Below are 24,263 nucleotides of genomic sequence, written 5' to 3'. Positions count from 1 at the left end.
ACGGAAAAAGCTGCCGGAGCTACGTCACGACGCGGATGATCCCGAGTACCACGCCCACGACGGTGAGCGCAGCGTAGGTCCAGAGGGGCCACATCGACCGTCCCGGTGCGACCTTCCGGACCACCACGTACCGTCCGATGACGTAGACGATCCCGGACAGGAACGCCCACGGCCAGGGGAACGGCCGGACGACACCGCGTCGCTGCAGTTCACGGTGGTCGAAGTACGCGAGCAGCACGGCCGCGGCGTACACGAGCAGGCCGACGCCCTGCACCAGGAAGTACGCACCGGTGTAGATCGAGCCGGGGTCGTACTGCTGCATCTGCCCCGGCCGGACGACCTGGACCTGGAAGTGCGGCTGGTAGACGAACAGCAGCGGCAGCGAGACGAGCGGCAGCAACGCCATCACCCACACGAACACGGTGTCCGTCCGCACGCCGTCGGGGATGCGCGGACGAGGCATCTGCGGGGTGGGCGGGCCGACGTGCTGCGTCCAGCCCGCGCCGTCCCACCACCGGGTTCCGTGTCGACCGGACGGGTCCGGGTACCAACCGGGCGGGGTCGTGGACGACATCAGTGCTCCTCGGGGATCAGCGGGAGTGACGAACTCCACCGCGGTCAACCGTAGACCGGCTCGCGGATTCCGTCGGAACCGACCGCCTGACCGGAGGCCCGGTGCCAGCTGGCACCGGGCCTCCGGTCCGTCGCGGGGTCGGGGAACAGGATTGTCGCTGGCCGCCCGTATCCTGGCCGCTCGGGCGCTCGGCCGTGGCGCAATCGGCCCGGCACCCACGGAAGGAACTGCAATGAGCATGGAAGGCGCGGCCTGGAGCTCGCTGTACAAGATCTCCACCGCCAGGGACGGCAAACACGGCTTCTCCCGTGAGTCCGTCCGGCGGATCATGACGTTCGCCGTGCCCTACCGGGCCAAGCTGGTGATCTTCATCGTGCTGTCCGTCGTCGGTGCGTTCCTCGCGGTCGCGACGCCCGTCCTCGCCGGCCAGGTGGTCGACGTCATCGTCGCCCGCGGCGCGGTCGGCACGATCGTCCGGCTCGCCGTCGTCATCGCGCTGGTCGCCGTGGCCGACGCCGCCACGTCCCTCGCGACGCGCTGGTACTCGGCGCGCATCGGCGAGGGCGTGATCCTGGACCTCCGCACCGCGGTGTTCAACCACGTGCAGAAGATGCCGATCGCGTTCTTCACCCGGACGCGGACGGGCGCCCTCGTGAGTCGCCTCAACAACGACGTGATCGGCGCGCAGCAGGCCTTCAGCGGCACGCTCTCCGGCGTGGTCACGAACCTCGTGGCGCTGATCCTCACCCTGACCGTCATGCTCAGCACGTCCTGGCTCGTGACGCTCCTCGCGGTGGTCATGCTCCCGATCTTCCTCGTACCCGCGCGCCGGATGGGCAGCCGTCTCGCCGCGCTCCGCCGCGAGGCCGCCGACCACAACTCCGCCATGAGCACCCAGATGACGGAGCGCTTCTCGGCACCGGGCGCCACCCTGGTCAAGCTGTTCGGCCGGCCCGACGAAGAGGCCGAGGAGTTCCGCGTGCGCGCCGCCCGCGTGCGCGACATCGGGGTCCGCATGGCGTTGCTGCAGTTCGTCTTCGTCACCGCGCTGACGCTCGTCTCCGCGCTGGCCCTGGCGCTCGTCTACGGGCTCGGCGGCTTCTTCGCGCTCGCCGGGCAGCTGAACACCGGCGACGTGGTGACCCTGGCGCTCCTGCTCACCCGGCTCTACGCCCCGCTGACGAGCCTGGCGAACGCGCGGGTGGAGATCATGAGCGCGGTGGTCAGCTTCGAGCGGGTGTTCGAGGTGCTGGACCTCGAACCGCTCATCCAGGAGAAGCCCGACGCCGTCACCGTCCCCGACGGCGCGGTGGCGGTGGAGTTCGACGACGTCCGCTTCGCGTACCCGTCGGCGGACAAGGTCTCTCTGGCCTCCCTGGAAGAAGTGTCCACGCTGGACACCCGTGGTGGCGAGGAGGTCCTGCACGGTGTGTCGTTCCGGATCGAGCCGGGGCAGACCGTCGCCCTCGTCGGGACCTCCGGCGCGGGCAAGTCCACGATCGCGCAGCTGCTGTCGCGTCTGTACGACGTCGACAGCGGGGCCGTGCGCCTGGCCGGACGCGACGTCCGAGACGTCACCTTCGCCTCGATGCGGCACTCGCTGGGCATGGTGACGCAGGACGGGCACCTGTTCCACGAGACGATCCGCTCCAACCTGCGCCTCGCCCGGCCCGAGGCGTCCGACGACGAGGTCTGGGATGCCGTCCGCCGCGCCCGGCTCGAGCCGCTCATCCGGTCCCTGCCCGACCAGCTGGACACCATGGTGGGGGAGCGCGGCTACCGGCTGTCCGGGGGTGAGCGCCAGCGGATGACCATCGCGAGGCTGCTGCTTGCGCAACCGCGCGTCGTGATCCTCGACGAGGCGACGGCGGCGCTCGACTCGACGTCCGAGGCCGCGGTGCAGGCAGCGCTCAGCGAGGCACTGGAGGGCCGGACCGCGATGGTGATCGCACACCGCCTGTCGACCATCCGGAGCGCGGACATGATCCTCGTCGTCGAGGACGGCTCGATCGTGGAGCGCGGCACGCACGAGGAACTGCTCGCCGCGGGTGGCCGGTACGAGGAGCTGCACCGGACCCAGTTCGCGGTGCAGAAGGACGTGGCGTCCACGGCGGACCAGTGACGGGGAATCCTGCCGTGCCGACTGCAACGAAGCGGTTCTGGGTCAACACGGTCACGCTCGACCACGTCGGAGCCGCGGCGGCCGGGGGCTTCACCCAGGCGGACCACGGGGCGCGGACGCGCCTCGGTCATCCGCGGCCCGGTGACGAGATGGTGTTCTATTCGCCAAGGACGAGCCTGCAGCAGGGAACGCCAGTCCGGCAGTTCACCGCACTGGCCACGATCACGGGCGACGAGCCGTACCAGGGCGTCGTCAGCGACACCTTCCGTCCCTGGCGGCTCGCAGCGACCTTCCGGCCGGTTACCCCGGTCGACGCGAAGTCGCTCGTCGACGCCCTGTCCTTCATCCCGGATCCCGCCCACTGGGGGCTGCCGTTCCGTCGCGGCCTCTTCACGATCTCCGAGGCGGACTTCGCCCAGATCGTGGCGCGCATGGGGATGGTCTGACCCGCGCTGCTGTTCGCCGAGGTGGCCGGCAGTCCCGACCGGACCACCAGCGGACTGGAGGCCGTGCTCGCCCCGTGAGTATGGCCTCCAGTCCGTTGGTGGCCACGATTGCGTCTCGCTCAGGACCGCTGCTCATCAGGAACTCTGCTTCGGAGCGATTTGGCCCACGCCGATTCGTGGAATGCGATACGTTACCGCTCATGTTGGGAATTCAGACCAGAACCAAGTCATCCATTCGGATCATGACTGTCATGGCAGGCGCGGCGTTGGTGGGCGCGATCGCCTTGCCATCGGCTGCGTCAGCGGAAACGGTCGACGGGGCCGGCGCGACTGATGGCGGGTCCGCGCTGATCACCGGCGGCGAAGGCACGCAGGTGATCGTGGACGACAGCATCGGCGATGGCCGACCGCGCACGACGGAGAAGGTCGGCGGCGGTCTCTGGATCTACGGCATCGGTCGCGGTAACTCGTACTCGTACTACGACCACGACGGTAAGACGCACAAGTCGACTGCGTGCGCGGGGTTCGGCACGAGCTGCAACTATTCGGGGTGGGTCGACAAGGGCACGCGATCAGTCGCGAAGATCCTCCGTACCGCGGGCGGCAACACCGCGTACTGGAACACGAAGTAACGCCGGTGGGGGTGGCCTCGAACGTGACCCGAGCGGCAGCCGCGTTCGCTGCGGCACTCGTGTCGCTGCTGATCGGCTTCGCGGTGATGAGCGTGCACGACACGCAGTCTCTGGCAACTGTCCGCTCGGCGCTGGTGATCACCCAGGTCGATGAGGCTGCCCCCGTTCTCCAGCTGCTCCAGACGGAAGCCCGCCAGCGCCACGCGAACTTCTTCCGTATCCGGACGGATCCGACCGGATCGACTTCGACACGCACTCTTGCACCGATCATCGGAGATCCGGCAGCCTACGACCGTGCTTTCCCCTCGGGAGAATACGCACGGTTCGACACGAGCATGGTGACCACGGTCGAGACGCTCGGTCGCGCTCCGCAAGGCGGATACCTCTCCACGTTGCCGCCGGACCAGTTGCGGGGGGTAGCGTCCACGCTTGACGCTGCTGGTGTCGACGCTCGGGTCCAGCCGTTCGGTTGGTGGACTTTGCTCCGCTACATGGTCGGCTACACCCCTGCGGTGATGGCGGCGGCAGTCGCAATCCTTGCAGCGTTCTCGGCGGGGATCGCCCGATCCGCGTCGCAAGCCCAGCGGGTCGCATTCGCTCGGACGCTCGGGGCGCGGGCACCGTTCGCGCGCGATCTCGGGATGTCTGCGCTGCTGCTGATCGGGTCGTACGCCGTTCTCGGCAGTGCGGCGGTCGTGATCCTGCGCGCGTACAACGGGGGAAGTCAACTGGTGTCGTACTTCGCAGTCTGCGTGGTGATGCTCAGCTCGTTGCTCGCAGCATTCCTGGGCGGGTCGTGCTTCTCGGCGCTCCTCCCACGTCGTCTGCAGTTCCGCGCCGCGTTCTCCGATTGGCGGCCGTGGTCGCGGGGAAGGTCCGTGGCGTCGGCGGTGCAGGTGCTCACCGTGGCTCTGGTCGTGTTCCTCCTCACGCAGGCCCTTGTGTCGTGGGCGGCGTTGAACGCTGTTCGTGAAAGTCGGCCAGAGTGGCAATCCTGCGCAACGTGCACGACGACGATCTTCCAGGGATACGACGGACCGGAAGCGCTGGACGCTGCGGTGAAGCCGTTCGCCTCCGCGGCACGCGCCCTGGAGTCGACCGGCGGAACGGTTCTCAGCTGGGTGCCCGGTGCCCAGAGCGGGGACCGGTACACGCCGGGCGATCCCGAGTCGAACGTGATCGTGGTCAACAAGGAGTACATCACCCGATCCGCCGGGCGGCTGCCCGATCCGCTCGACGGGGCCGACGGTCCCGGAGATTGGGGACTCCTGGTGCCATCTGACCAGGCGGATCGGGCGCCCGCGATCGGCGCGGCTTGGTCAGCATCGTTCCGGGACCCGCTCGGCGAAGTGCCGGATCGAGCCAGCCCGAAGCAACCGCACCTCGCGACGTACTCACCGGGGCCGGTGTTCAACTACGGACGGACCGGCTTCCGCACGGACGTCTACTCAATCTCGCCGGTGATCGTCGTCGTGCCGGCCTCGGCCGGATTGCTCGACGATGAATCATACTTCGCTGCGGGAACCGCAGGTGATCTCCTCTTCACGGGCGATGCGTCGGCGACGCGGCAGGCACTCGATGCTGGCGGAGTGAGCGCCTCGGTGTACGTCGTCGACAAGTACTCAGTCCAGGTTGCCCGGGGGGTGTCGGACGCCGAAGCGAAGCTCCCACTCGCACTCATCGGTGGGCTGATCGGGCTGCTTGCTGTGATCGGCACCTTGCTCATCCGAGCGCAGGCCTACGCGTTGGCACATCGGGACCGCATCTTGTTCCACCTCGTGCGTGGGCGCTCGCCGGCGAGATTGCACTTGCGGGCCTGGTTGCACACCGCGGCCCTGCTCGTGGCGTCCGGAGTCGCGATCATCATCGGACTGCGAAGCGGCCTCACTGGCCCGGACATCGTCCCGGGCACCCTCGGGGTCACCTACGCGGCCGTCGGCCTTGTGGTGCTCCTCATCGGCGCCGTCGTCACCATCCGAGCCTCGTCCGTGAAGAAGCTGACTCATCATGCGAAGTAGTGCCTCCGCGATCTCCGTCACAGGCCTCGAGCACGACGTCGGTGGTCGGCAACTTTTTCGTGCGTTCGAGATGGAGGTCCCACCTGGGTCGATCCACGGAATAGCTGGCGCGTCCGGCATCGGGAAGTCGACGCTGCTGCGGATGATCGGGGGCTTGGAACGTCCCAGCGCGGGCAGTATCCGCGTGTTCGAACACGACGTCACGACCTTCGGCAGGGCGGCGCTCCGCCGATACCTCCGACATGACGTCGGGTTCGTGTTCCAGGACGCGGGGCTGGTCGAAGCGTGGACGGTCCGGAGGAACCTGGCTGCAGCGGCTTCCGCTGGTCCTCGCACCCCGACCTCGGTCCCGTTGAGTGTCGAGGGGGCGGCCGACCGTCTCGGCCTGCCACGGGTGCTCCTCGATCGCGGCGTGATGGAGCTCAGCGGAGGCGAACGTCAACGCGTGGCCATCGCGTGCGTCCTCGTTCGCATGCCACGACTCGTGCTCCTGGATGAACCCACCGCCGCACTCGACGCGCAGCGCACCGGTCTCGTCGCCCAGCTGGCGCGCGAACTCGCTGACGACGGTGCGACCGTCATCCTCGCAACTCACGACCTGGAGCTGCTGGACCGGGCGGACTCTCAGACCCTCTTGACGGAACCATCGACTTTCCACGTCATCTGAGGCAACGCGCGCACCGTTTCACCAGGAGCTGGGCTTGTAGTCCTTCAGGAAGACGCCGAACAGTACCTCGCCCGCTTCGCCCCGCACGATCGGGTCGTAGACCCGGGCGGCGCCGTCGACCAGGTCGAGCGGCGCATGGAAGCCCTCTTCCGCCAGGCGGACCTTCGTCGGGTGCGGTCGTTCGTCGGTGATCCACCCGGTGTCGACGCTCGTCATCAGGATGCGGTCGGTCTCGAACATCTCCTGCGCGCTCGTGCGCGTGAGCATGTTCACGGCGGCCTTCGCCATGTTCGTGTGGGGGTGTCCCGGTCCCTTGTAGGCGCGGCCGAACACCCCTTCCATGGCGCTCACGTTCACGACGTAGGTGCGGTTCGACTCGCTCGCCGCCATCGCGGGGCGGAGCTTCGAGATCAGGATGAACGGCGCCGTGGTGTTGGCCAGCTGGACCTCGAGCATCTCGAGGGGATCGACCTCGTTGACGTGCTGCGTCCAGGAGTTCACGTCGTGCAGGTCGGGCACGAGACCGCCGGCATCGATCGCCGTGCCCATGGCGAGCCGTTCGAGCGAGCTCGACCCCGGGGCCATGGCCTGCTCGGTGAGTTCGTCGGCGCGGGCAGCGGCGGCCGCGAGGATGGGGTGCGCCGTGACCGAGCGGGCGAGCGCCTGCGGGTGCTGGTCGTTCGTGTGTCCGAAGGTCACGAGCTCGGGGAGCGGTCCGTCGGGGAGCGGTGCGAGTTCGGCGTCGACGAGGGGCTGGTACGCGCCGGGGGACCGGCGCACGGTCTGCGTGGCGTTGTTGATCAGGATGTCGAGCGGGCCGGCCGCGGCGACGTCCTCGGCGAGGCCGATGACCTGGGCGGGGTCGCGCAGGTCGATGCCGACGACCTTGAGCCGCGAGATCCAGTCCGCGGAGTCGGGCAGGCTCGTGAACCGGCGCACCGCATCCCGCGGGAACCGTGTCGTGATCGTGGTGTGGGCACCGTCGCGCAGCAGTCGCAGCGCGATGTACATGCCGATCTTCGCGCGTCCGCCGGTGAGCAGCGCACGCTTACCGGTCAGGTCGGTCCGCGCGTCACGCTTGGCGTGGCTCATCGCTGCACACGAGGGGCAGAGCTGGTGGTAGAACGCGTCGACCAGCGTGTAGTGCTGCTTGCACATGTAGCACGGGCGGGACTTCAGTAGCGTGCCGGCGCTGGAGGTCGCCGTCGAGCTGCTGATCGGGACGCCGCGGGTCTCGTCGTCGATGCGATCCGCTGCGCCGGTCGCGGTGGCGGCGATCACCAGGCGGTCGGCCTCGGCGATGACCGCTCGCTTCTGGAGTCGGTGCGCCCGCTTCACGGCCTTGAACATCTTGGCCGTCGCCTGGCGCACGCGCACGAAGTCCGGGTGCGTCTCGTCGATCTCGGTCATCTGTTCGAGGACGCGGAGCGTGACGGTCAGGTCCTCGGCGGTGATGCCACTGGGTACGGGGTGCTCGGAGATCACACGAGATCCTACGTTGCGTCAGGCTGGGACGAGCTCCCGCGCCAGCGCCGCCACGAACGCGTCGATGTCCTGCTCCGAGGTGTCGAACGAGCACATCCACCGCACCTCGTTCCGCGATGCGTCCCAGTCGTAGAACCGGAAGTGCTCCCGCAGCCGATCGGCCACGCCGGCGGGCAGCGTCGCGAACACCCCGTTCGCCTGGGTCTCCTGGCTGAACGCGACGCCCTGGATGCTGCCGTCGGCGATCCCTGCCTCGAGTGCACCGCGGAGCCGCTGCGCCATGGCGTTCGCGTGCGAGGCGGAGCGCAGGTAGAGGTCGTCGGTCAGCAGGGCGATGAGCTGCGCCGACACGAACCGCATCTTCGACGAGAGCTGCATGTTCATCTTGCGGAGGTAGTGCAGGCCCTCGGATGCTGCGGGGTTCAGCACGACGATCGCCTCGCCGTAGAGCATGCCGTTCTTGGTGCCGCCGAAGCTCAGCACGTCGACGCCCGCGTCGGTGGTGAAGTCGCGGAGCGGGAGCCCGAGCGTCGCGGCAGCGTTGGAGATGCGGGCGCCGTCCATGTGCAGGGTCATGCCGAGCGGGTGGATGTGATCGGCGATCGCCCGGATCTCCTCGACGGTGTACGCCGTGCCGAGCTCGGTGGTCTGGGTGATCGACACGACGAGCGGCTGGGCACGGTGTTCGTCGCCCCAGCCCCACGCCTCACGGTCGATCAGGTCGGGGGTGAGCTTGCCGTCGGGCGCATCGACGGTGAGCAGCTTCATGCCGCCGACGCGCTCCGGCGCCCCGGCCTCGTCGGTGTGGATGTGCGCGGTCGAGGTGCACACGACGGCGCCCCACCGCGGCAGCATCGACTGCAGCCCGACGACGTTCGCGCCGGTGCCGTTGAACACCGGGAACGCCTGGGCCTGCGAGCCGAAGTGGGCGGTGACGACCTCGTGCAGGCGCGCCGTGTAGACGTCCTCGCCGTAGGCGATCTGGTGGCCCTGGTTGGCGGCGGCGATCGCGTCGAGGATCTCGGGGTGGACGCCGGCGTAGTTGTCGGAGGCGAAGCCCCGCAGGTCCAGGTCGTGGAGTTGGAGGGTCACTGGTTCATCCTAGGGAGCGGGTCGACAGGGGGTCGGTCGACGGGGAGAGGGGGATGCGGGCGCCGTTCACATCGACTGGCGCGGCCGACCAGAGCCGGACCACCGCGTCGCCGAGCTGGTCCTCCAGGCCGGCGAGCGTGCGGACGACGAAGATCGCGGCAGCAGCGGTCTCCGGCGCGTCCTTCCGGAAGCCCTGGGCCACGGCACGGACCCAGGCGTCGGCTGCGGCCTTCGCGGCGGCGTAGTTCGCACCGCCGGCGGTCGGGGAGTCGACCGCGGTGGACGAGACGATCGCGAGCCGCCCGGCCGGGGACGCGACGAGGTCGTCGGCGAAGGCCCTGGTCGTGTTCCGCAGGGTGCGGAAACCCTTGTCGAAGAAGTCCCAGTCCTCGTCGGTCTGCCCGGCGAGGCCACCGCCGCCGCGCCAGCCGCCGACCAGGTGGACCAGTCCGTCGACCGGGCCGACGGCGTCGTGGATCGTGGCGGCCAACGAGGCGACCGCACCGTGGTCCGAGAGGTCGCACCTGTGGGTGGTGACGCCCGGGACGGAGGCGTGCAGAGCCTCCAGTGCGTCCGATCTGGTGCCGACGGCCACGACTGCCGCACCGGCGGAGGTGAGTGCGCGCGCGACGGCCGCGCCGCTGGCGCTGGTCGCTCCGGCGATCAGCACCAGGCGGCCGGCCACGGACGCACCCCTCACGCGGCGTCCGCGACGTCGGCGGGAGCGACGGACGACGAGCCGGTGATGCCGGCCGTCGACGCGATGACCGCGGCCATCTTCTTGTTGAGCGCCTCGTAGAACATCGAGAGCGGGAACTCGTCGTCGAGCACCGCGTCGGTGTAGCCCTTCGGCGGCCCCGCGAGCGTCTCGGCCGGCAGGCCCTGCGCCCAGCGCGAGGCCGGGTGCGGCGTGAGCGTCCGGGTCAGCATCTCGTAGGCGGCGAGCCAGTGGGCCGACTTCGGCCGGTCGATCGAGCGCCAGTACAGCTCGTTGATCTGGTCGCTCAGCGCGATGACCACGTCCGGCACCTCCGGCCAGTCGATCGTGAGCTGCGTGTCCGTCCAGTGCAGGACGTCGTGCTGGTGCATCCACGCGAAGAGCAGCTGGCCACCGAGACCGTCGTAGTTCCGGACGCGGCTGCCGGTGATCGCGAACCGGAAGATGCGGTCGAAGACGACGGCGTACTGCACGAGCCGTGCGTGGTCACGGATTGCGAGTTCTGCGCTGCTGAGCTCTGGGCGCGCGGAGAGTTCCCGATCCAGGCGCACCGATTCGCGGAATGCGGTCAGGTCGCAGCGGAGTTCCTCGAGCGAGTAGAGGAAGAACGGCATCCGCTGCTTGATCATGAACGGGTCGAACGGCAGGTCCCCGCGCATGTGGGAACGGTCGTGGATGATGTCCCACATCACGAAGACCCGCTCCGTGAGTTCCTGGTCGTCGAGCATCGCGGCGGCGTCGGCGGGCAGGTCGAGTTTGGTGGTCTCCGCTGCGGCGCGGACGACCCGGCGGTACCGGGCGGCTTCGCGGTCCTGGAAGATCGCGCCCCAGGTGAACTGCGGGATCTCCCGCATCGCGACGGTCTCGGGGAACAGCACCGCGGAGTTCGTGTCGTAGCCCGGGGTGAAGTCGACGAACCGGAGTGCGACGAAGAGTGCGTTGTCGTGGTCGCCGGCTTCCAGTTCCGCGATGAACTCCGGCCAGATGACCTCGACCAGGACTGCCTCGACCAGGCGCGAGGAGCTGCCGTTCTGCGTCACCATCGGGAACACGACGAGGTGGCCGAGTCCGTCGACACGGTGCTGTTGCGGCTGGAATGCGTTCAGTGAATCCAGGAAGTCCGGAACGCCGAAACCCTGCGTCTCCCACTGCGCGAAATCGCGCTGCAGCGCGGCGAGGTACGCCGCATCGTGCGGGAAGTGCGGAGCCAGTTCGGCGATGGCCGGGAGGATCGTGGCCAGGTGGCCGGACGCGGCACGGTGGTCCGATCGGTCGGCTATCGAGCCGTCATCCGTCTGCAACGCACGGAACGACACGACCGCGTCCCGCAGACGCCGCCAGGCCGGGAGTTCGGCGACGGCACGGACGTCCAGACGGTCCTCGACGACCTCGGGCTCTCCGACGATGGCGTCCTGCGTGAACCTCTGGACGAACTGCGACATGTCGAACCTCCCGTCATCGGGTCGGCCGCTGCGGTGCGGCGGGTACGTGCTTGCCATGAGCCTAGGGAAAAGCGGCGGACGGAATCTTGCCCATTTCCGGCGGAATCGTGCGCGTTCGACATCATTCGCGCGGCTTGTCGTCCGGCGCGCGCAACGTTTCACCGATCGCGAGCCCGTTGGCGTGATCCGTGCGGGTCGTGTCCGTGCCGATGCTGGTCCGGACGCAGCCGTTCGGCGACGCTGGTGCCGTGAGCACGAACTCGGAGGACCAGCCCCACGTCGTCGCGGTCAGCACGGACGGTACCCATCGCTTCAGCAAGCCGGTGGTGGACCACGTCGTCCTCATCGAGGGATGGGGCATCGTCGGCGACGCCCACGCCGGAACGACCGTCCAGCACCGGTCCCGCGTTGCCCGCGACCCCTCCCAACCGAACCTGCGGCAGGTGCACCTGCTGCACGCCGAGCTGTTCGACGAGGTGGCGGACGCCGGGTTCGACGTCGCTCCGGGGCAGATGGGCGAGAACATCACGACCCGTGGCGTCGACCTGCTCGGCCTGCCGACGGGGGCGTTGCTGCACATCGGGGCCGATGCGTGCGTCCGGGTCACGGGCTTGCGGAACCCGTGCCAGCAGATCAACGGGTTCGAGCCCGGGCTGCTGCGCGCGGTCCTCGGGCGTGCGCAGGACGGTTCGGTCGAGCGCAAGGGCGGGGTGATGGGGGTCGTGGTCGCCGGGGGCACGGTGCGCGCGGGCGACACCGTGCGGGTCGAACTGCCGGTCGGCGAGCGGACGCCGTTGGCCCCGGTCTAGTCCGCTGCCCCCGCGGGCGCTGGCGCTGACGCGACGCCTCGCGCCGGGGTCAGGTGCCGGGGACCGCCACCCGCACCGCGCTGATGCGTCCGGCACGGGTCTTCGCCGTCGTCGCCGGGTCGTAGCTGTCCGCCGTCGCCAGGTAGAGGGTCCGGCCGTCCGGGCCACCGAGCGCGCAGTCGATCGCGCACCGGCCCGGAGCGTCGATGCGGTCCGTGACCTCGCCGCCCTCGACGACGCGGAGGAACTCGCCGGTGTCGACCGAGCAGACCCAGATCGCACCCTCGCTGTCGACGGTGCTGCCGTCGGGCGTCACGCCGTCCGGGAGCGCCGCCCACTCCCGCCGCCCGGTCAGCGACCCGTCCTGCTCGATGTCGAACGCGGTGAGGCGGCCACCCCAGGTCTCGCTGACGACGAGTGTCCGGGTGCCGGGGAGCACGTTCGCGCTGTTCGGGAACACCAGGCCCTCGGCGGCGAGGCGGGAGGAGCCGTCCTCGTCGATGACGTAGAGCGGTCCGGGGCGGAGCTCCTCGCCGCCGTACAGGTCGTAGCCGAAGGCGCCGATGTAGGTCCGTCCGGTCACGGTGTCGACGACCAGGTCGTTGAGGAGCGACGACTCGACCCCGGACAGGTCGGCGAACACCGACGTGGCTCCGTCAGCTGCGACCGCCACGACGGTGCGGGACTCCATCGAGCTGACGATCAGGCGACCGTCGGCGAGCCACCCGAGCCCCGAGGACTGCCCGTCGACCGTGGTCTCGAGACGCGGGCCGGCGTCCGATGCCGGATCGATCGAGAAGACCTCGCCGGTGTGCATGTCCGAGTACCAGAGCCGACCGTCGTGCCAGCGGTTCCCCTCGGGGAAGCGGATGTCGGTGACGACGTCGGTCGTGGAGTCCAGAGTGGTGTGCACCGGACCAGCCTGCCAGGCGCGACCCGAGCCTCCTGTCCGGATGCGGTGCCGGGCCGCGTTCAGGACCGCCGCTCGGCCACCCGACCCTTGGCGAGGAGCCGGAACCGGCCGTGGCGGTCGGGGTCGACGAAGTCGACCGTGCCGCTGAGCGCGCCGTCGGCGCCGATGATCCCGAAGGTGTCCCGCTCGATCGGGCGGAGCTCGTTCCTCGTGGCAGTCGGCGATGCTCCGGCCGTGCGGTACATGGCAGCGCCCTCGCGCACCGGTTCCTCGGCGAGCCAGAGCCGTCCGTCTGCATCGTGGGTGACCTCGGACTCGGTCTGCCTGGTGGCGTAGCGACCGGTGTACGGCGTCGCGTCGGCGACGCGGCGTGCGGGGCTCGGCACGGGCGCTGTCGTTGCCGGAGCGATGTCGGCGAACTCGGCGAACAACGGGTCCAGCAGGTCACGCGCGAGCCGCCCGCCGACGTCCGCGTTGGTGACGACGGCGGCGGCCACCGACCGGTCGGGTGCGATGGCCAACTGGGTGGCCACACCGGGGGCTCCGCCGCCGTGCTCGGCGATGCCCGGCCGGAGCAGGGCCCAGCCCAGCGACTGGTACGACGGCACGGAGCCGACACCCCGGAGCGGCACCTCGGGACGGAGCATCATCGCTGCCGAGGTCTCCGAGAGCAGCTGCTGACCGGTCGGGGCCACCCCGTGGGACAGGAAGAGCTGCCCCAGGGCGAGGAGGCCCCGCGCGGACATGGCGAGCTGGTTGCCGGCGGCCGGGTTCGACGGCGGCATGAGGGCCCACTCGCGGGACGGTCCGAGCTCGTCGGTGCGCGAGACGGTGTGCGAGGCGGTGTCCGAGACGGCGTCCGAGTCGGCGTCCGGACCGGTGTCCGTCCGGTGGACGTGGCCGATCGCGGTGCTGTACGCCAGGGCCTGGCTCGCGGAGAACGCCACCTGCTCGATGCCCAGCGGCTCGAGCAGGTACCGCCGGAGTGCCTGCTCGTACGGCAGCCCGCGCGTGGTCTCGACCAGCCGTCCGAGGGTGCCGTAGCCCGCGTTGCAGTACGACCACCGCTCGCCCGGCGCGCTGTGCTGCGCGGCCTGGCTCACGAGGTCGCGGACGAACCGGTCGAGCGCGTCGGGGCCCGAGGTGGTGGGCTGCCAGAGGTCTCCCTCGAAGCCCCCGGTGTGGGTCAGGAGGTGCCGGACGGTGATCTTCGCGCTGGCTGCCTCGTCGGCGGTCCGGAACTCCGGCAGGGACGAGCGGACGGGTTCGTCGAGCTCGACGAGCTCGTCGTCGACGAGCTGCATGACGAGCGTCGCCGTGAACACCTTCGTGATCGACTGGATCTGGAAGAGCGAGTCAGGGGTGACCGCGGTGCCCGTCCGGGTGTTGAGGACCCCGTGGGTCGCCTCGACCACGTCGGTCCCCAGCGAGAACGCCACCGCCGCGCCGGGGACGCCGTGCTGCTCGCCGAGGCGGGTCAGGTCGTCCTGGACGCGGGCTCGCAGTTCCGTCGTGGTCGTCATGCCGTCCAGCATGCCCTGCCGGGCGAGCGGACCCGTAGGCTCCACGCCATGGCCACGAACCAGCGTCTCGAGCCGCTGCTCGAACAGTACGACTCGCGACGGAGCGACTCCTCACGCGCCTGGCGGGGCCGTCGAGCGACTCGGGTGACGGCCGCGAGGTCGAGGTGCCGCCGCTGACGGACGACGAGTACCGCTGGGAGCCGGCGGACGCGTGCTGGTCGGTACGCAGGCGCACCGACGGTCCCGGTCCGGGCGCGGTGAAGCTCATCGGCGCCGGGGAGTGGGGACGCGACGGTGCTCCCGAGAGCCCGTGGCCGCCGCCGATCACGACGATCGCCTGGCGGCTCGACCACCTCTCCGAGACCCTGGCCGGCCGTGCGAGCCACCTCGGGGGCGACCGGACGTTCGACCGCACGCGCTGGGAGTCACGAGGGGACGCTGCCGGAGCCATCGAGCAGTTCCGCGACGCCGCAGCCGCCTGGCGTCGGGCGCTGCTGTCGGTCGACGAGTCCGACCACGACCGGACCGGTCTGAGCAGCTACCCGTACGGCAGCGACGCCGAGGAGACGCTCCCGTCCATGGTGTGGTGGGAGAACCAGGAGATCCTGCACCACGGCGCCGAGATCGCGCTGCTCCGGGACCTCTACGCACACCGCGCGCGCTGACCGGCACGGGGACCTGACCTCCTAGGCTCGCGTCCATGGACCTGGGCACGACACTCCTGCGGTACCGCTACCCGGACGGTCGGCTGCAAGCGGCCTTCCCGATCCGACTCGTCGAGTCCACGTCCGAACGGCTGGTGGGGTGGTTGCCGGTCGGGTCGGAGATCGCCTACTGGGCGACGTCCGACGGTGCCGACCCCCGGACGGTCCCGCTGGAGGCCCGGTTCCGGCAAGCGCTCGGGACGGGCCGTCGGACGTGGAGCGGCGGCAGCGTGCTCCGGGTGATCCCGTACCGCGAGCGTTGGCAGGTCCTGCACTTCTGGGATGCCGACGGGCTCTTCACCGGCTGGTACGTGAACCTCGAATCCGAGAAGCGGGTGGACCAGCACGGTGTCGTCGCGGTCGACTGGCACCTCGACCTGCTGATCGCACCGGACTTCGAGGTCACCTGGAAGGACGAGGACGAGGCCGCAGCGGCTGTCGGGACCGAGTACCTCCGCGAGCAGGACCTCGCGGCGGCCCGCTGGACGGGGGAGCTGATCGCCGCTGACCCGCGGCGGTTCATCGACTCCGTCGGGCACTGGGAAGACCGCAGGCCGTCGTCCGGGGCCGGCCGAGCGCTGGCGTTGCCGACGGGATGGGACACCCCGGACCCTTGAGTGGGTGCACGGTGGGCACATGACGGACGGGAGGCCCGGTGCCAGCTGACACCGGGCCTCCCGTCAGCGGCGCACGCGTCCACGGCGGTCCGGGACGACGAGGACCGCTCCGGTCAGTGGGTCGGCGACGACGACGACCGGGTGTGCGTAGACCGCTGAGACCCGGTCCGCGGTCAGGACCTCGTCGGGCTCGCCGACGGCGACGAGTTGCCCGTCGGCGAGCAGTGCGATCCGGTCCGCGTAGGCGGCCGCGAGCGTCAGGTCGTGCAGCACGACGACGACGGTCCACCCGTCGTCGGCGAGGCGTCGTGACTCGGTGAGCACGTCCTCCTGGTGTCCGATGTCGAGTGACGCCGTCGGTTCGTCGAGCAGGAGCGTGCCGGTGCGCTGCGCGAGTGCCCGCGCGAACGTGACCCGCGCCCGTTCGCCGCCGGACAGGGACGGCATCGGGCGGTCGGCGAGGTGCGTCACCCCTGCTGCGGCGAGTGCTGCGGTGACAGCGTCGTCGTCCTCGTCCTCGTGCGGGGTGCGCGCCCACGGTGCCCTGGCCATCCTGACGACGTCCGCCGCCGGGAAGGGGAATGCGATCGTGTGGTCCTGGGGCATCACGGCACGGAGTCTGGCGAGGTCGCGAGGACGGCTCGACGCGACGTCCAGGCCGCCGAGCCGGACGGATCCGGCCTGCAGGGGGACGTCCCCGGACAGTGCCGCGAGCAGGGTCGACTTGCCCGCGCCGTTCGGTCCGATCACCGCGACGAGCTCACCGGGCTCGACCCGCAGCGACACCCCGCCGAGGACGGTTCGTCCGCCGAGCTGGACGGTGACCGCGTCGACTTCGATCGTCGATCCGGCCGGGGTCATGCCCAGCCCCCGGACCGGCGGCGGGTCCGCCTGAGCAGCCAGAAGAAGAACGGCCCGCCGACGAGCGAGGTGAGCAGGCCGAGCGGCAGGTCCGCGTTCGGGACGAGCGAGCGCGCGACGGTGTCGGCCACGAGCACGAGTGCGCCGCCGCCGAGGGTGCTCGTCAGCAGCAGGGGACCGTGCGCCGGACCGATCAGCATCCGCATGAGGTGCGGCACGACCAGCCCGACGAAGGCGACGATGCCCGTGAACGCCACGCCGATGCCGACGAGCAGTGCGACGAGCACGATGGCGACGACCCGTAGCCGCTCGACGTCGACGCCGAGGTGCCGCGCCGGGCGCTCGCCGAGTGCGAGGAGGTCGAGCGAGCGGGTGAGCGCGACGGACCCGGCGAGACCGATCGCGATCACGGGCAGGGCGACGAGCACCTCAGCCCAGAGCGCGCCGTTGACGCTGCCGAGCTGCCAGAAGACGATCTGCTCGCGGGCCTGCTGGTCGGCGAGGAAGGTCATGAGCGCGATCCCCGCTCCCGCGAACGCGTTCACCGCGATGCCGGTCAGGACGAGCGTGACGACCTCGGTCCGGCCGCCGGAGCGGGAGAGCAGGTACACCGCGAGCGTCGTGGCGAGACCGGTGCAGAACGCCAGCGCCGGGGTGGTCCAGGTACCGACGGTCGCGACGCCGGAGACGACACCGAACGAGGCACCGAGCGCGGCGCCGGAGGACACACCGACGACGGAGGGGTCGGCGAGGGGGTTCGCGAACACCGCCTGCATGAGCGTGCCAGCGGCCGCGAGTGCGGCGCCCACCAGGACGGCGAGCGCCACCCGGGGGAGACGGACGCCGGTGAGGACGCGATCGGCGAGCAGGTGCGCGGGGTCAGCCGGTGCGAGGTGCAGGGTGCGCAGGATCCCCGGCACGACCTCGCCGGCGGGGATCGGGTACTGCCCGACGGCTGCTGCCAGCACGGCAGAGACGACGAGCAGGGCGACGAGCACGAGGGTCGCGAGCGTGATCCGACCGGGTCGGACGCGTGTGCGTGGGACGGAGGCGGTTCGCTGCAGCATCGGTTCGCAGTGTAGCGCCAACTAAGGCTAGCCTTACCTCACATGAGGAGAAGTCCGTTCGTCGTCGCACTCCCGATCGTCCTCGTCGCCGCCCTGGTCGGGTGCTCTGGTGGTGGGGAGGCCACTTCGGTGGCCTCGGGCTCCGCCGCGGCCGAGCAGCCGATCTCCGCGCTCCGGCCGGGGACCGACGCCGTCGACCTGATCGGACCGAGCACCGCACGGCTCGAGCGCGACGACGTCGAACCACTCGTCGAACCCGGGGGCGCCCAGCTGCCGGCGACCGTGACGTCGCACGACCTCGGCGGCGACTCGGAGCAGACCGTGACGCACACCGACCGAGTGCTCGCGCTCGACGTGTCCGGGTCGCTCGCCGCCACGGTCGTGGGGCTCGGCCTCGGCGACCACCTGGTCGGGCGTGACGTGTCGAGCACCTTCTCGAGTGTCCGGGAGCTCCCCGTCGTCACGCAGGACGGGCACTCGATCAACGCCGAGGCCGTGCTGTCGCTCGAACCGGACGTCGTGCTGACGGACGGCACCATCGGCCCGACCGACGTCGTCGAGCAGCTCCGGCAGTCCGGCGTCACCGTGGTCTACGTCGAGAACGAGCCGAGCCCCGACGGTGCCGCGGAGCTCGCACGACAGACCGCTGCCGCCCTCGGGGTGCCCGCGGCGGGTGCGTCACTGGCCACGGAGCTGGCGGAGCGGATCGCCGCGACGGGCCGTGACGTCGCGGCACTCGCCGATCGGGCATCGAGCCGGCCGCTCCGGATCGCCTTCCTGTACCTGCGCGGGACGAGCGGCGTCTACTACCTGCTCGGCGAGGGCACCGGCGCGGACGCGCTCGCGACGGCCCTCGGCGGCGTCGACGTCGCGGCGGAGATCGGCTGGGACGGTGCCGGCCCGATGACGGACGAGGCCCTCGTCGCCGCAGACGCGGACGTGTACCTCGTGATGACCGGCGGGCTGGAGTCCGTCGGGGGTGTGGACGGGCTGCTCGAGGCGAAGCCCGCGGTCGGGCTCACCCCGGCCGGGGAGCACCGACGGTTCGTCGACATGGCCGACGGGCAGATCCTGAGCTTCGGTCCGCGCACGCCGGCGGTGCTCGACGCGCTGGCCCGTGCGGTGTACGCCCCGTGACGCGGTCCGCGCTCTCCTGGCGTCCGCCCTGCCTGACTAAGGTAAGGCTTGCCTTGGTTAGGTGAACCTAATACTGTCAGCTCCGACAGGTCCGGCTCTGCCGGGCCGCCCCGGCTGCACCGCCGGCGGCAAACAGCCGGCAGTGCCGGCGGACGAACCAGGAGCAACGACCCCGTGATCACGACGCGCACTCGAACGCGGTCCGTCGTCGCCATGGCACTCGCAACGCTCGTCGCAGGAGGTGCTGCGCTGACCGGCGCAGCGCCCGCGACGGCAGCGGAGTCGCCCGCGACGGCAGGATCGCTCAGCTGGGGTATCGACACCTCGTACAGCACGATCTTCGCGAACTACCGGAACGCCACCGCTCCGGCCGCGTTCGACGGGGCGACGGCCAGCTGGCCGCTGGCCACCGGTGACGGCAGCGGCTACGACGACGCGACCGGGACGGGCACCCTGCGGTTCTCCGGTGCGGTGCGCATCGGGTACATGACCGGCGCACAGCAGGTCGGCGTGAGCGCGGGCAACTACGTGTACCTCGAGTCCCCGACGGTCAGCATCGACGGCGACACCGCGACGCTCTCCGCCGTCACCGCGGGATCGTCGCACGACCTCGACCCGGCGTTGCCGACCACGGCGAAGGCGGAGCGGACGTTCGCCACCATCGACCTCGGCGCGGCACAGCGGTCCTCGACGGACGACACCGTGACCTGGACGGCGGCCCCGGCGGCGATCACCGACCAGGGCGCACAGGTCTTCGCACGGTTCGCATCCGCGAGCGACACCGCGCCGGAGCAGCGCGCGGTGGGCAGTGCCCTCGACCCCGTGACCATCACGGTCGACCGCGAACTCGTGACGGAGGAGCCGGGCGACGGCGACGACACCCCCGGCGACGGCGGCAGCACGCCGACTCCGGGCGCCGAGACCAGCACCACCACCGTGACCGCGGGGCCGGCAGCGCCGGTCACCGCCGGCACGCCGACCACCGTGACCGCGACCGTGACGGGAGGCACGGCTTCCCCGACGGGATCCGTCACCTTCACCGACACCCCGGCCGGCAGCGCCTCGCCCACCACCCTGGGCACCGTCCCGCTGGGCACCGACGGCACGGCCGCCTGGACCGGCGCGCTCGGTGCCGGTGGCCACTCGCTCTCCGCCGCGTACGCGGGCGACGCCACGTACGCCGCGTCCTCGGGCGTCCTGTCCGGCCGCGGCGGCGCCGCGGCGAGCTACGGGGTCGTCGACGTCTCCGAGCCGACCACCTGCACGACGGGCTCCGGCGCCACGACGGTCGACGGCGTCTCCGCCACGTGGGACTGGTCGGAGTACAGCAGCGAGTGGACCAAGACCGCGACCGGCGACGACGTCGCGGTGGACGGGCAGGACTTCGTGCTCTCGAACGGTGTGGCGTCGGCCGACACCTCGTGCGCCACGGTCGCGTTCACCGGCGCGATCCGTGTCGCCGCCTACACCGCGTACTTCCCCACCGCGGGGCAGTGGGTCGAGCTCGTCGACCCGACCCTGTCGATCGCCGCCGACGGGACCGGTGCGTGGAGCGCCGGCGTCCGGAGCGGCACGTCGACCGACAACGACGACGCCCCGGTCCGGACGGTCGTCGCGCGGGTCGCCGGTGCATCGCTGCCCGACCTCAGCGCGGACGGCACGCTGTCGGCTCCGCTCGCCTTCGACGGCACGACCGCAGCGGGCACGTGGGACACGACCCGTACCGACGCCTGGTCCAACGCGTTCGTGATGCGCGTCCCGAGCGCCGTCCGTGCCTTCTACCACGGCACCGCGACCGCGACGAAGAACGCGGAGAAGGCGCCGTCGCCCGTCGAGGTCAGCTGGACCGGCGCGTCCTCCGAGCCCGGTACCGACCCCGAGCAGCCCGGCACCGACCCCGAGCAGCCCGGCACCGACCCTGGCCTCCCTGGTGCCGGCGACGGCGACGCGTCGCTCTCCGGCAACCTCGCCTGGGGGTTCAAGAGCTCGTGGCGCTCCTACCTCGCCACCATCGCGCACGGCACCACCACGGTGTCCGACGGCGCGACGATCTCCGGTGACCGCTTCGTGTTCCCGCAGGCCGAGGGCGGCGACTTCGACCCGGCCACGGGAATCGGGACCATCCGCTACTCCGGGGCTGTCGACTTCGTCAGCGCGGCGCACGGCTTCGACATCGCCCTGCGCGACCCGTGGGTCGTGACCGACGCCTCCGGTGCCTCCACACTGACCGCCGCGGTCTCCACCTCGGACACCGCCGGGCTCGGCGACACGGCGCGGGTCACCGTCGCGGACCTCGGGACGGGCACGACCACCAGGACGTCCGCGCAGCTGCTCCGGGTGGCCGCGGCACAGAACACCTGGACGGACGTCGCCGGGACCTTCTCCGACACGCTCGGACCCGACGGCTGGGTGCAGTACCGCGGCCAGGCGATCGACCCCGTCTCCTTCGGGTACGACGCGGCCGTTGCCGACCCCGGCACGACCGACCCGACCACGCCGGTCGTCGAGGTCCCCGCTGCCGGCGACACCGACGCCGGCACGGGTGCAGCGGGCTCGAACGCCGCGGCCGCCGCGACGTGCACCGCGAACACGGTGTCTGGTGCCTCCCTCACCTGGGGCTTCAAGGAGAGCTTCCGGAACTACACGACCGGCTCGATCGCCAAGGGGGCCATCGCCCTGCACGGGGTCAGCGCGACCGGCGGCGGCTGGACCTGGTCCGGCGGCACCGGTGCGCTCAACACCGCGGCGACCACCGGGCGCGTGGGCTGGACGGGCGGTGTCGAGTTCACCGGGCACAACGGCCTGATGGACGTCACCCTCAGCAACCCGACGGTGCGGCTCTCCGGCCCGGGCACCGCGACCCTCGTCGCGGACGTCACGAGCACGGCGCTCGACGGCGGAGCGGACGTGCGACTGGCGCAGGCCGCGATCGCGACGCTCGACCTCGACGGCGGCACGCGGAGCGGCACGAGCTGGCAGGGGGTCCCCGCCACGCTGACCGCCACCGGAGCGACTGCGTTCTCAGGCTTCTACTCCGCCGGCACCGCGCTCGACCCCGTGTCGTTCAGCCTGCCCACCGGCGGTGCGACGGCCTGCGACGGCACCACCGACCCGAAGTTGGCGTTCACCGGCACCGACGTCTCCGGTCCGGCCGGCGTCGCCGCCGTGCTCCTCGCCCTCGGCATCGCGATGCTGGTCGCGCGTCGGCGCCGTCACCTCCGCGACACGGCGGCGGTCGCCGGTGCGTGATGCCCTGACGCTCGGGCTGGCCGGGACGGTCGTTGCGCTCGCCGCGGCCGTCCCGGCCCTCGGGGCGTCCACGGCGTCCGCAGCGACGACGACTCCAGGCTGCACGGTCGCCGAAGCCACCCTGACCTGGGGCTTCAAGGAGTCGTTCCGGTCGTACATCAGCGGATCGATCGCGAAGGGGAGCTGGGCTCCGGCGGACGGCGCCACCTACACGACGCCGTCGTTCGGGTGGTCCGGCGGCTCGGGCACCACCGACGTCTCCGGTGCGGGCACCGTCGGGTGGACGGGGTCCGTGCGCTTCACGGGGCACGGCGGGATCCTCGACACGACGATCGCCGACCCCACGATCGAGGTCACCGGACCGACCTCGGCGATGCTGCACCTCGACGTCCGCGGTACCACCCAGGACGGTGCTGCGATCGACGAACTCGACGTGCCGTTCGCGACGCTCGACCTCACCGCACACCCCGTCGACCCGGCCGCGGGGACCGTCGTGCTCGACGCGGCTGCCGCCACCCTCACGCAGGAGGGGGCGACGGCGTTCGGCACCTACCCCGCGGGCACCGCGCTCGACCCGGTGTCCGCATCGATCCCGGTCAGCTGCGCCGATCCCACCCCGACGCCGTCCGCGACACCCGTGCCCGCCGTCGTGGCCCCCACGTCGACGGTGAGCCCGGCTGCTGTCTCGGCAGATCACGGACCGGGGGGAGCCGGCACCGCGCTCGGTATCGGGATCGGAGCGGCGGCAAGCGCGGCGGCGGCCGGTGTGACCGCGTTCGTCGTCGTGCGCCGGCGGCGAGCGGCCGATCCGTCACCCTGACCGGATCGGCCGCCCGCGGGCACGTCGTCGGCACAGCGAGTGCGCGGGGCCGGGGCACTTCGCGTGCCCGTCGTCAGAGGTACTTGACCGCCGACAGGACGATGCCCGCGATCGCCACGACCCAGACGTACGGCAGCACCCGGACCATCACGGCCTGCGGCGAGACCCCCGCGTACTGGGACGCCCACACGGTCTGGGTGCTCGTGGGGTCGGCGACGCCGAACACCTGGTTGTACGAGGTCATCAGCCCGAGGACGGCCATCGGCGAGTAGAAGCCGATCGCGGTCATCGCACCGGCGATCCCCGCCCCGAGTCCGAAGATGTTGAGCGGCCCGCGGTACAGGCACAGTGGGACGAGTACCGAGAACACGATGACGTAGAGCCAGATGTTCGTCGGGGCGACGGCCTCGACGATCGGTCGGAGCGCGGCGACCGATCCCGGCAGCCCGACGGCGGCGAGGAGCATGCCGATCGCGATGAACAGCGTGATCGGCGGGGCGGCGACCTTGAACCCGTCGTAGAGCGAGCGCAGCATGGTGGTTCCCCAGAGGCCGGGCCGGGTCGTCGTCACGACGGCGAACAGCACGCCGGCCAGGAGCGACGGGATGATCGGCACCTGCAGCACGAGGGCCAGGACGATCGGGACGAGCGGGGTCAGCAGCGCGAACCACGGCGCATCGCCGAGGCGCCGACGCCGGCTCGTGGTGACGCGGGAGCCGTCTGCCGGGGCCGCGAGGGACCAGGCGTGCACCGTCCCCCGTCGCCGGGTCTCGACGATGACGTAGGCGACCGCGGCCGCGGCGGCGAACGGGAACAGCAGGATCATGAACGAGCGCACCTGCGGGATGGGGAGGTGCAGCGCGGTCGAGAAGAACTGCCAGACCGGCAGCTCGAACGGCACCCCGGCACCGATGCCCATCAGGATCGTCCCGGCAGCGGTGACCTTCGGGACACCGACGGCGATCATGGCGGGGATGCCGATGACGCCGGCGAGCAGTGCCGCGGGGGCCGAGCCGGTGACGGCGCCGCACAGGGCCGAGATCACCAGCACACCGAGCGCGATCACGACGGGCCGGTCGCCGCCGAACTCCACGGTCTTGCGGACCAGGGTCGAGGCGATCGCGGTGTCCCGCATCAGCGAGCCGAGCCAGGAGCCGAGCAGGATGGCCACCATCGTGGACGCCAGGGTGATCGCGCCGTTCTGGACCACCGTGGTCAGGACGCTGTTCTCCGCGCCGACGAACGAGGCGCCCCCGGCGAGGGCGATCGCCACCGCGAGCAGCACGAGGGCGAATGCCGTGGGGAGTTTGCCGGTGAGGATCAGGGCGACCCCGATCGCCATGATGACGATGATTGCGATGCCCATT

The 24,263-nt window shown here is 71.1% G+C and carries 21 protein-coding genes; 11 read left to right on the top strand and 10 right to left on the bottom strand.

The window, feature by feature from the left end:
- Positions 1-19: 19 nt before the first annotated feature.
- Complete coding sequence (locus ACIPJY_RS14965; protein WP_400460926.1) at positions 20-574, bottom strand: DUF2510 domain-containing protein; 555 nt, start codon at positions 572-574, stop codon at positions 20-22.
- Positions 575-806: 232 nt separating this feature from the next.
- Between ACIPJY_RS14965 and ACIPJY_RS14960 the strand changes: the two genes are divergently transcribed.
- The 5 genes from ACIPJY_RS14960 to ACIPJY_RS14940 all read left to right on the top strand — a co-directional run bounded on the left by ACIPJY_RS14960 (position 807) and on the right by ACIPJY_RS14940 (position 6,459).
- A complete protein-coding gene (locus ACIPJY_RS14960; RefSeq protein ID WP_400460928.1) occupies positions 807-2,696 on the top strand; it encodes an ABC transporter ATP-binding protein in 1,890 nt (629 codons plus the stop codon).
- Positions 2,697-2,710: 14 nt separating this feature from the next.
- On the top strand, positions 2,711-3,142 hold the full coding sequence (locus tag ACIPJY_RS14955) for an EVE domain-containing protein (protein ID WP_400460930.1): 432 nt from the start codon (positions 2,711-2,713) through the stop codon (positions 3,140-3,142).
- A gap of 251 nt (positions 3,143-3,393) precedes the next feature.
- The gene (locus ACIPJY_RS14950) at positions 3,394-3,774 is read left to right on the top strand and encodes a lactococcin 972 family bacteriocin (RefSeq protein ID WP_400460932.1); all 381 of its coding nucleotides are present in this window, start codon (positions 3,394-3,396) and stop codon (positions 3,772-3,774) included.
- Between the two features lie 11 nt (positions 3,775-3,785).
- Entirely contained in the window at positions 3,786-5,792 is a 2,007-nt protein-coding gene (locus tag ACIPJY_RS14945; RefSeq protein WP_400460934.1) for a hypothetical protein, read from the top strand.
- Positions 5,782-6,459: an ABC transporter ATP-binding protein gene (locus tag ACIPJY_RS14940; RefSeq protein WP_400468216.1), complete on the top strand. Its 678-nt coding sequence runs from the start codon at positions 5,782-5,784 to the stop codon at positions 6,457-6,459. Before ACIPJY_RS14945 ends, ACIPJY_RS14940 begins: the two co-directional genes overlap by 11 nt.
- A gap of 18 nt (positions 6,460-6,477) precedes the next feature.
- Here ACIPJY_RS14940 and ACIPJY_RS14935 read toward each other — a convergent pair whose 3' ends face one another.
- The 4 genes from ACIPJY_RS14935 to ACIPJY_RS14920 are packed head-to-tail and all read right to left on the bottom strand — an operon-like array spanning position 6,478 to position 11,196.
- Positions 6,478-7,944, bottom strand: coding sequence for an SDR family NAD(P)-dependent oxidoreductase (locus tag ACIPJY_RS14935; RefSeq protein ID WP_400460938.1), 1,467 nt, complete (start codon positions 7,942-7,944; stop codon positions 6,478-6,480).
- Between the two features lie 18 nt (positions 7,945-7,962).
- Entirely contained in the window at positions 7,963-9,036 is a 1,074-nt protein-coding gene (locus tag ACIPJY_RS14930; RefSeq protein WP_400460939.1) for a threonine aldolase family protein, read from the bottom strand.
- Between the two features lie 4 nt (positions 9,037-9,040).
- Positions 9,041-9,721 carry an SDR family NAD(P)-dependent oxidoreductase gene (locus ACIPJY_RS14925; RefSeq protein WP_400460940.1) on the bottom strand — a complete coding sequence of 227 codons (681 nt, stop codon included), beginning with the start codon at positions 9,719-9,721 and terminating at the stop codon, positions 9,041-9,043.
- An 11-nt stretch (positions 9,722-9,732) separates the two neighbouring features.
- Positions 9,733-11,196, bottom strand: coding sequence for a DUF6421 family protein (locus ACIPJY_RS14920; RefSeq protein WP_400460942.1), 1,464 nt, complete (start codon positions 11,194-11,196; stop codon positions 9,733-9,735).
- A gap of 248 nt (positions 11,197-11,444) precedes the next feature.
- On the opposite strand from ACIPJY_RS14920, the gene ACIPJY_RS14915 reads away from it, so the two are divergent.
- On the top strand, positions 11,445-12,005 hold the full coding sequence (locus ACIPJY_RS14915; protein ID WP_400460943.1) for an MOSC domain-containing protein: 561 nt from the start codon (positions 11,445-11,447) through the stop codon (positions 12,003-12,005).
- Between the two features lie 49 nt (positions 12,006-12,054).
- Here the strand turns inward: ACIPJY_RS14915 and ACIPJY_RS14910 are convergent, their stop codons facing one another.
- Positions 12,055-12,918 carry an SMP-30/gluconolactonase/LRE family protein gene (locus ACIPJY_RS14910; protein WP_400460944.1) on the bottom strand — a complete coding sequence of 288 codons (864 nt, stop codon included), beginning with the start codon at positions 12,916-12,918 and terminating at the stop codon, positions 12,055-12,057.
- 59 nt (positions 12,919-12,977) lie between these two features.
- Entirely contained in the window at positions 12,978-14,441 is a 1,464-nt protein-coding gene (locus ACIPJY_RS14905) for a serine hydrolase domain-containing protein (protein WP_400460945.1), read from the bottom strand.
- 164 nt (positions 14,442-14,605) lie between these two features.
- Here ACIPJY_RS14905 and ACIPJY_RS14900 point away from each other — a divergent pair, with 164 nt between their 5' ends.
- Together ACIPJY_RS14900 and ACIPJY_RS14895 are read left to right on the top strand one after the other, a co-directional pair.
- Entirely contained in the window at positions 14,606-15,106 is a 501-nt protein-coding gene (locus ACIPJY_RS14900) for a DinB family protein (RefSeq protein WP_400460947.1), read from the top strand.
- Positions 15,107-15,141: 35 nt separating this feature from the next.
- Positions 15,142-15,762 (top strand): DUF402 domain-containing protein, encoded by a 621-nt coding sequence (locus tag ACIPJY_RS14895; protein WP_400460948.1) that lies wholly within the window; start codon positions 15,142-15,144, stop codon positions 15,760-15,762.
- Between the two features lie 63 nt (positions 15,763-15,825).
- On the opposite strand, the gene ACIPJY_RS14890 is transcribed toward ACIPJY_RS14895, so the two are convergent.
- Together ACIPJY_RS14890 and ACIPJY_RS14885 are read right to left on the bottom strand one after the other, a co-directional pair.
- Positions 15,826-16,623, bottom strand: coding sequence for a heme ABC transporter ATP-binding protein (locus ACIPJY_RS14890; protein ID WP_123701577.1), 798 nt, complete (start codon positions 16,621-16,623; stop codon positions 15,826-15,828).
- Positions 16,620-17,690 carry a FecCD family ABC transporter permease gene (locus ACIPJY_RS14885; RefSeq protein ID WP_400460950.1) on the bottom strand — a complete coding sequence of 357 codons (1,071 nt, stop codon included), beginning with the start codon at positions 17,688-17,690 and terminating at the stop codon, positions 16,620-16,622. Before ACIPJY_RS14885 ends, ACIPJY_RS14890 begins: the two co-directional genes overlap by 4 nt.
- A 42-nt stretch (positions 17,691-17,732) precedes the next feature.
- Between ACIPJY_RS14885 and ACIPJY_RS14880 the strand changes: the two genes are divergently transcribed.
- The 3 genes from ACIPJY_RS14880 to ACIPJY_RS14870 all read left to right on the top strand — a co-directional run bounded on the left by ACIPJY_RS14880 (position 17,733) and on the right by ACIPJY_RS14870 (position 22,896).
- Positions 17,733-18,827 (top strand): hemin ABC transporter substrate-binding protein, encoded by a 1,095-nt coding sequence (locus ACIPJY_RS14880; RefSeq protein WP_400460952.1) that lies wholly within the window; start codon positions 17,733-17,735, stop codon positions 18,825-18,827.
- Positions 18,828-19,040: 213 nt separating this feature from the next.
- Complete coding sequence (locus ACIPJY_RS14875; RefSeq protein WP_400460954.1) at positions 19,041-22,076, top strand: HtaA domain-containing protein; 3,036 nt, start codon at positions 19,041-19,043, stop codon at positions 22,074-22,076.
- Positions 22,069-22,896, top strand: a complete 828-nt coding sequence (locus tag ACIPJY_RS14870) for an HtaA domain-containing protein (RefSeq protein ID WP_400460956.1) — start codon at positions 22,069-22,071, stop codon at positions 22,894-22,896. The genes ACIPJY_RS14875 and ACIPJY_RS14870 overlap by 8 nt, the downstream gene beginning before the upstream one ends.
- A gap of 73 nt (positions 22,897-22,969) precedes the next feature.
- Here the strand turns inward: ACIPJY_RS14870 and ACIPJY_RS14865 are convergent, their stop codons facing one another.
- Positions 22,970-24,262 carry a transporter gene (locus ACIPJY_RS14865; RefSeq protein ID WP_132048314.1) on the bottom strand — a complete coding sequence of 431 codons (1,293 nt, stop codon included), beginning with the start codon at positions 24,260-24,262 and terminating at the stop codon, positions 22,970-22,972.
- Between the last annotated feature and the right edge of the window lies 1 nt (position 24,263).

It is taken from the genome of Curtobacterium sp. NPDC090223 (genome assembly GCF_044746585.1).
GTDB lineage: Bacteria > Actinomycetota > Actinomycetes > Actinomycetales > Microbacteriaceae > Curtobacterium.
The sequence above is the reverse complement of the archived record's forward strand: the minus strand, read 5'-3'. Positions and strand labels throughout refer to the sequence as shown.

What these genes read in the sequence shown, in the direction of transcription:
- ACIPJY_RS14965 (WP_400460926.1), bottom strand. Translation starts at nt 574, where the DNA reads ATGTCGTCCACGACCCCGCCCGGTTGGTACCCGGACCCGTCCGGTCGA.
- ACIPJY_RS14960 (WP_400460928.1), top strand. Translation starts at nt 807, where the DNA reads ATGAGCATGGAAGGCGCGGCCTGGAGCTCGCTGTACAAGATCTCCACC.
- ACIPJY_RS14950 (WP_400460932.1), top strand. Translation starts at nt 3,394, where the DNA reads ATGGCAGGCGCGGCGTTGGTGGGCGCGATCGCCTTGCCATCGGCTGCG.
- ACIPJY_RS14940 (WP_400468216.1), top strand. Translation starts at nt 5,782, where the DNA reads ATGCGAAGTAGTGCCTCCGCGATCTCCGTCACAGGCCTCGAGCACGAC.
- ACIPJY_RS14920 (WP_400460942.1), bottom strand. Translation starts at nt 11,196, where the DNA reads ATGTCGCAGTTCGTCCAGAGGTTCACGCAGGACGCCATCGTCGGAGAG.
- ACIPJY_RS14905 (WP_400460945.1), bottom strand. Translation starts at nt 14,441, where the DNA reads ATGACGACCACGACGGAACTGCGAGCCCGCGTCCAGGACGACCTGACC.
- ACIPJY_RS14895 (WP_400460948.1), top strand. Translation starts at nt 15,142, where the DNA reads ATGGACCTGGGCACGACACTCCTGCGGTACCGCTACCCGGACGGTCGG.
- ACIPJY_RS14890 (WP_123701577.1), bottom strand. Translation starts at nt 16,623, where the DNA reads ATGACCCCGGCCGGATCGACGATCGAAGTCGACGCGGTCACCGTCCAG.
- ACIPJY_RS14885 (WP_400460950.1), bottom strand. Translation starts at nt 17,690, where the DNA reads ATGCTGCAGCGAACCGCCTCCGTCCCACGCACACGCGTCCGACCCGGT.
- ACIPJY_RS14880 (WP_400460952.1), top strand. Translation starts at nt 17,733, where the DNA reads ATGAGGAGAAGTCCGTTCGTCGTCGCACTCCCGATCGTCCTCGTCGCC.
- ACIPJY_RS14875 (WP_400460954.1), top strand. Translation starts at nt 19,041, where the DNA reads ATGGCACTCGCAACGCTCGTCGCAGGAGGTGCTGCGCTGACCGGCGCA.
- ACIPJY_RS14865 (WP_132048314.1), bottom strand. Translation starts at nt 24,262, where the DNA reads ATGGGCATCGCAATCATCGTCATCATGGCGATCGGGGTCGCCCTGATC.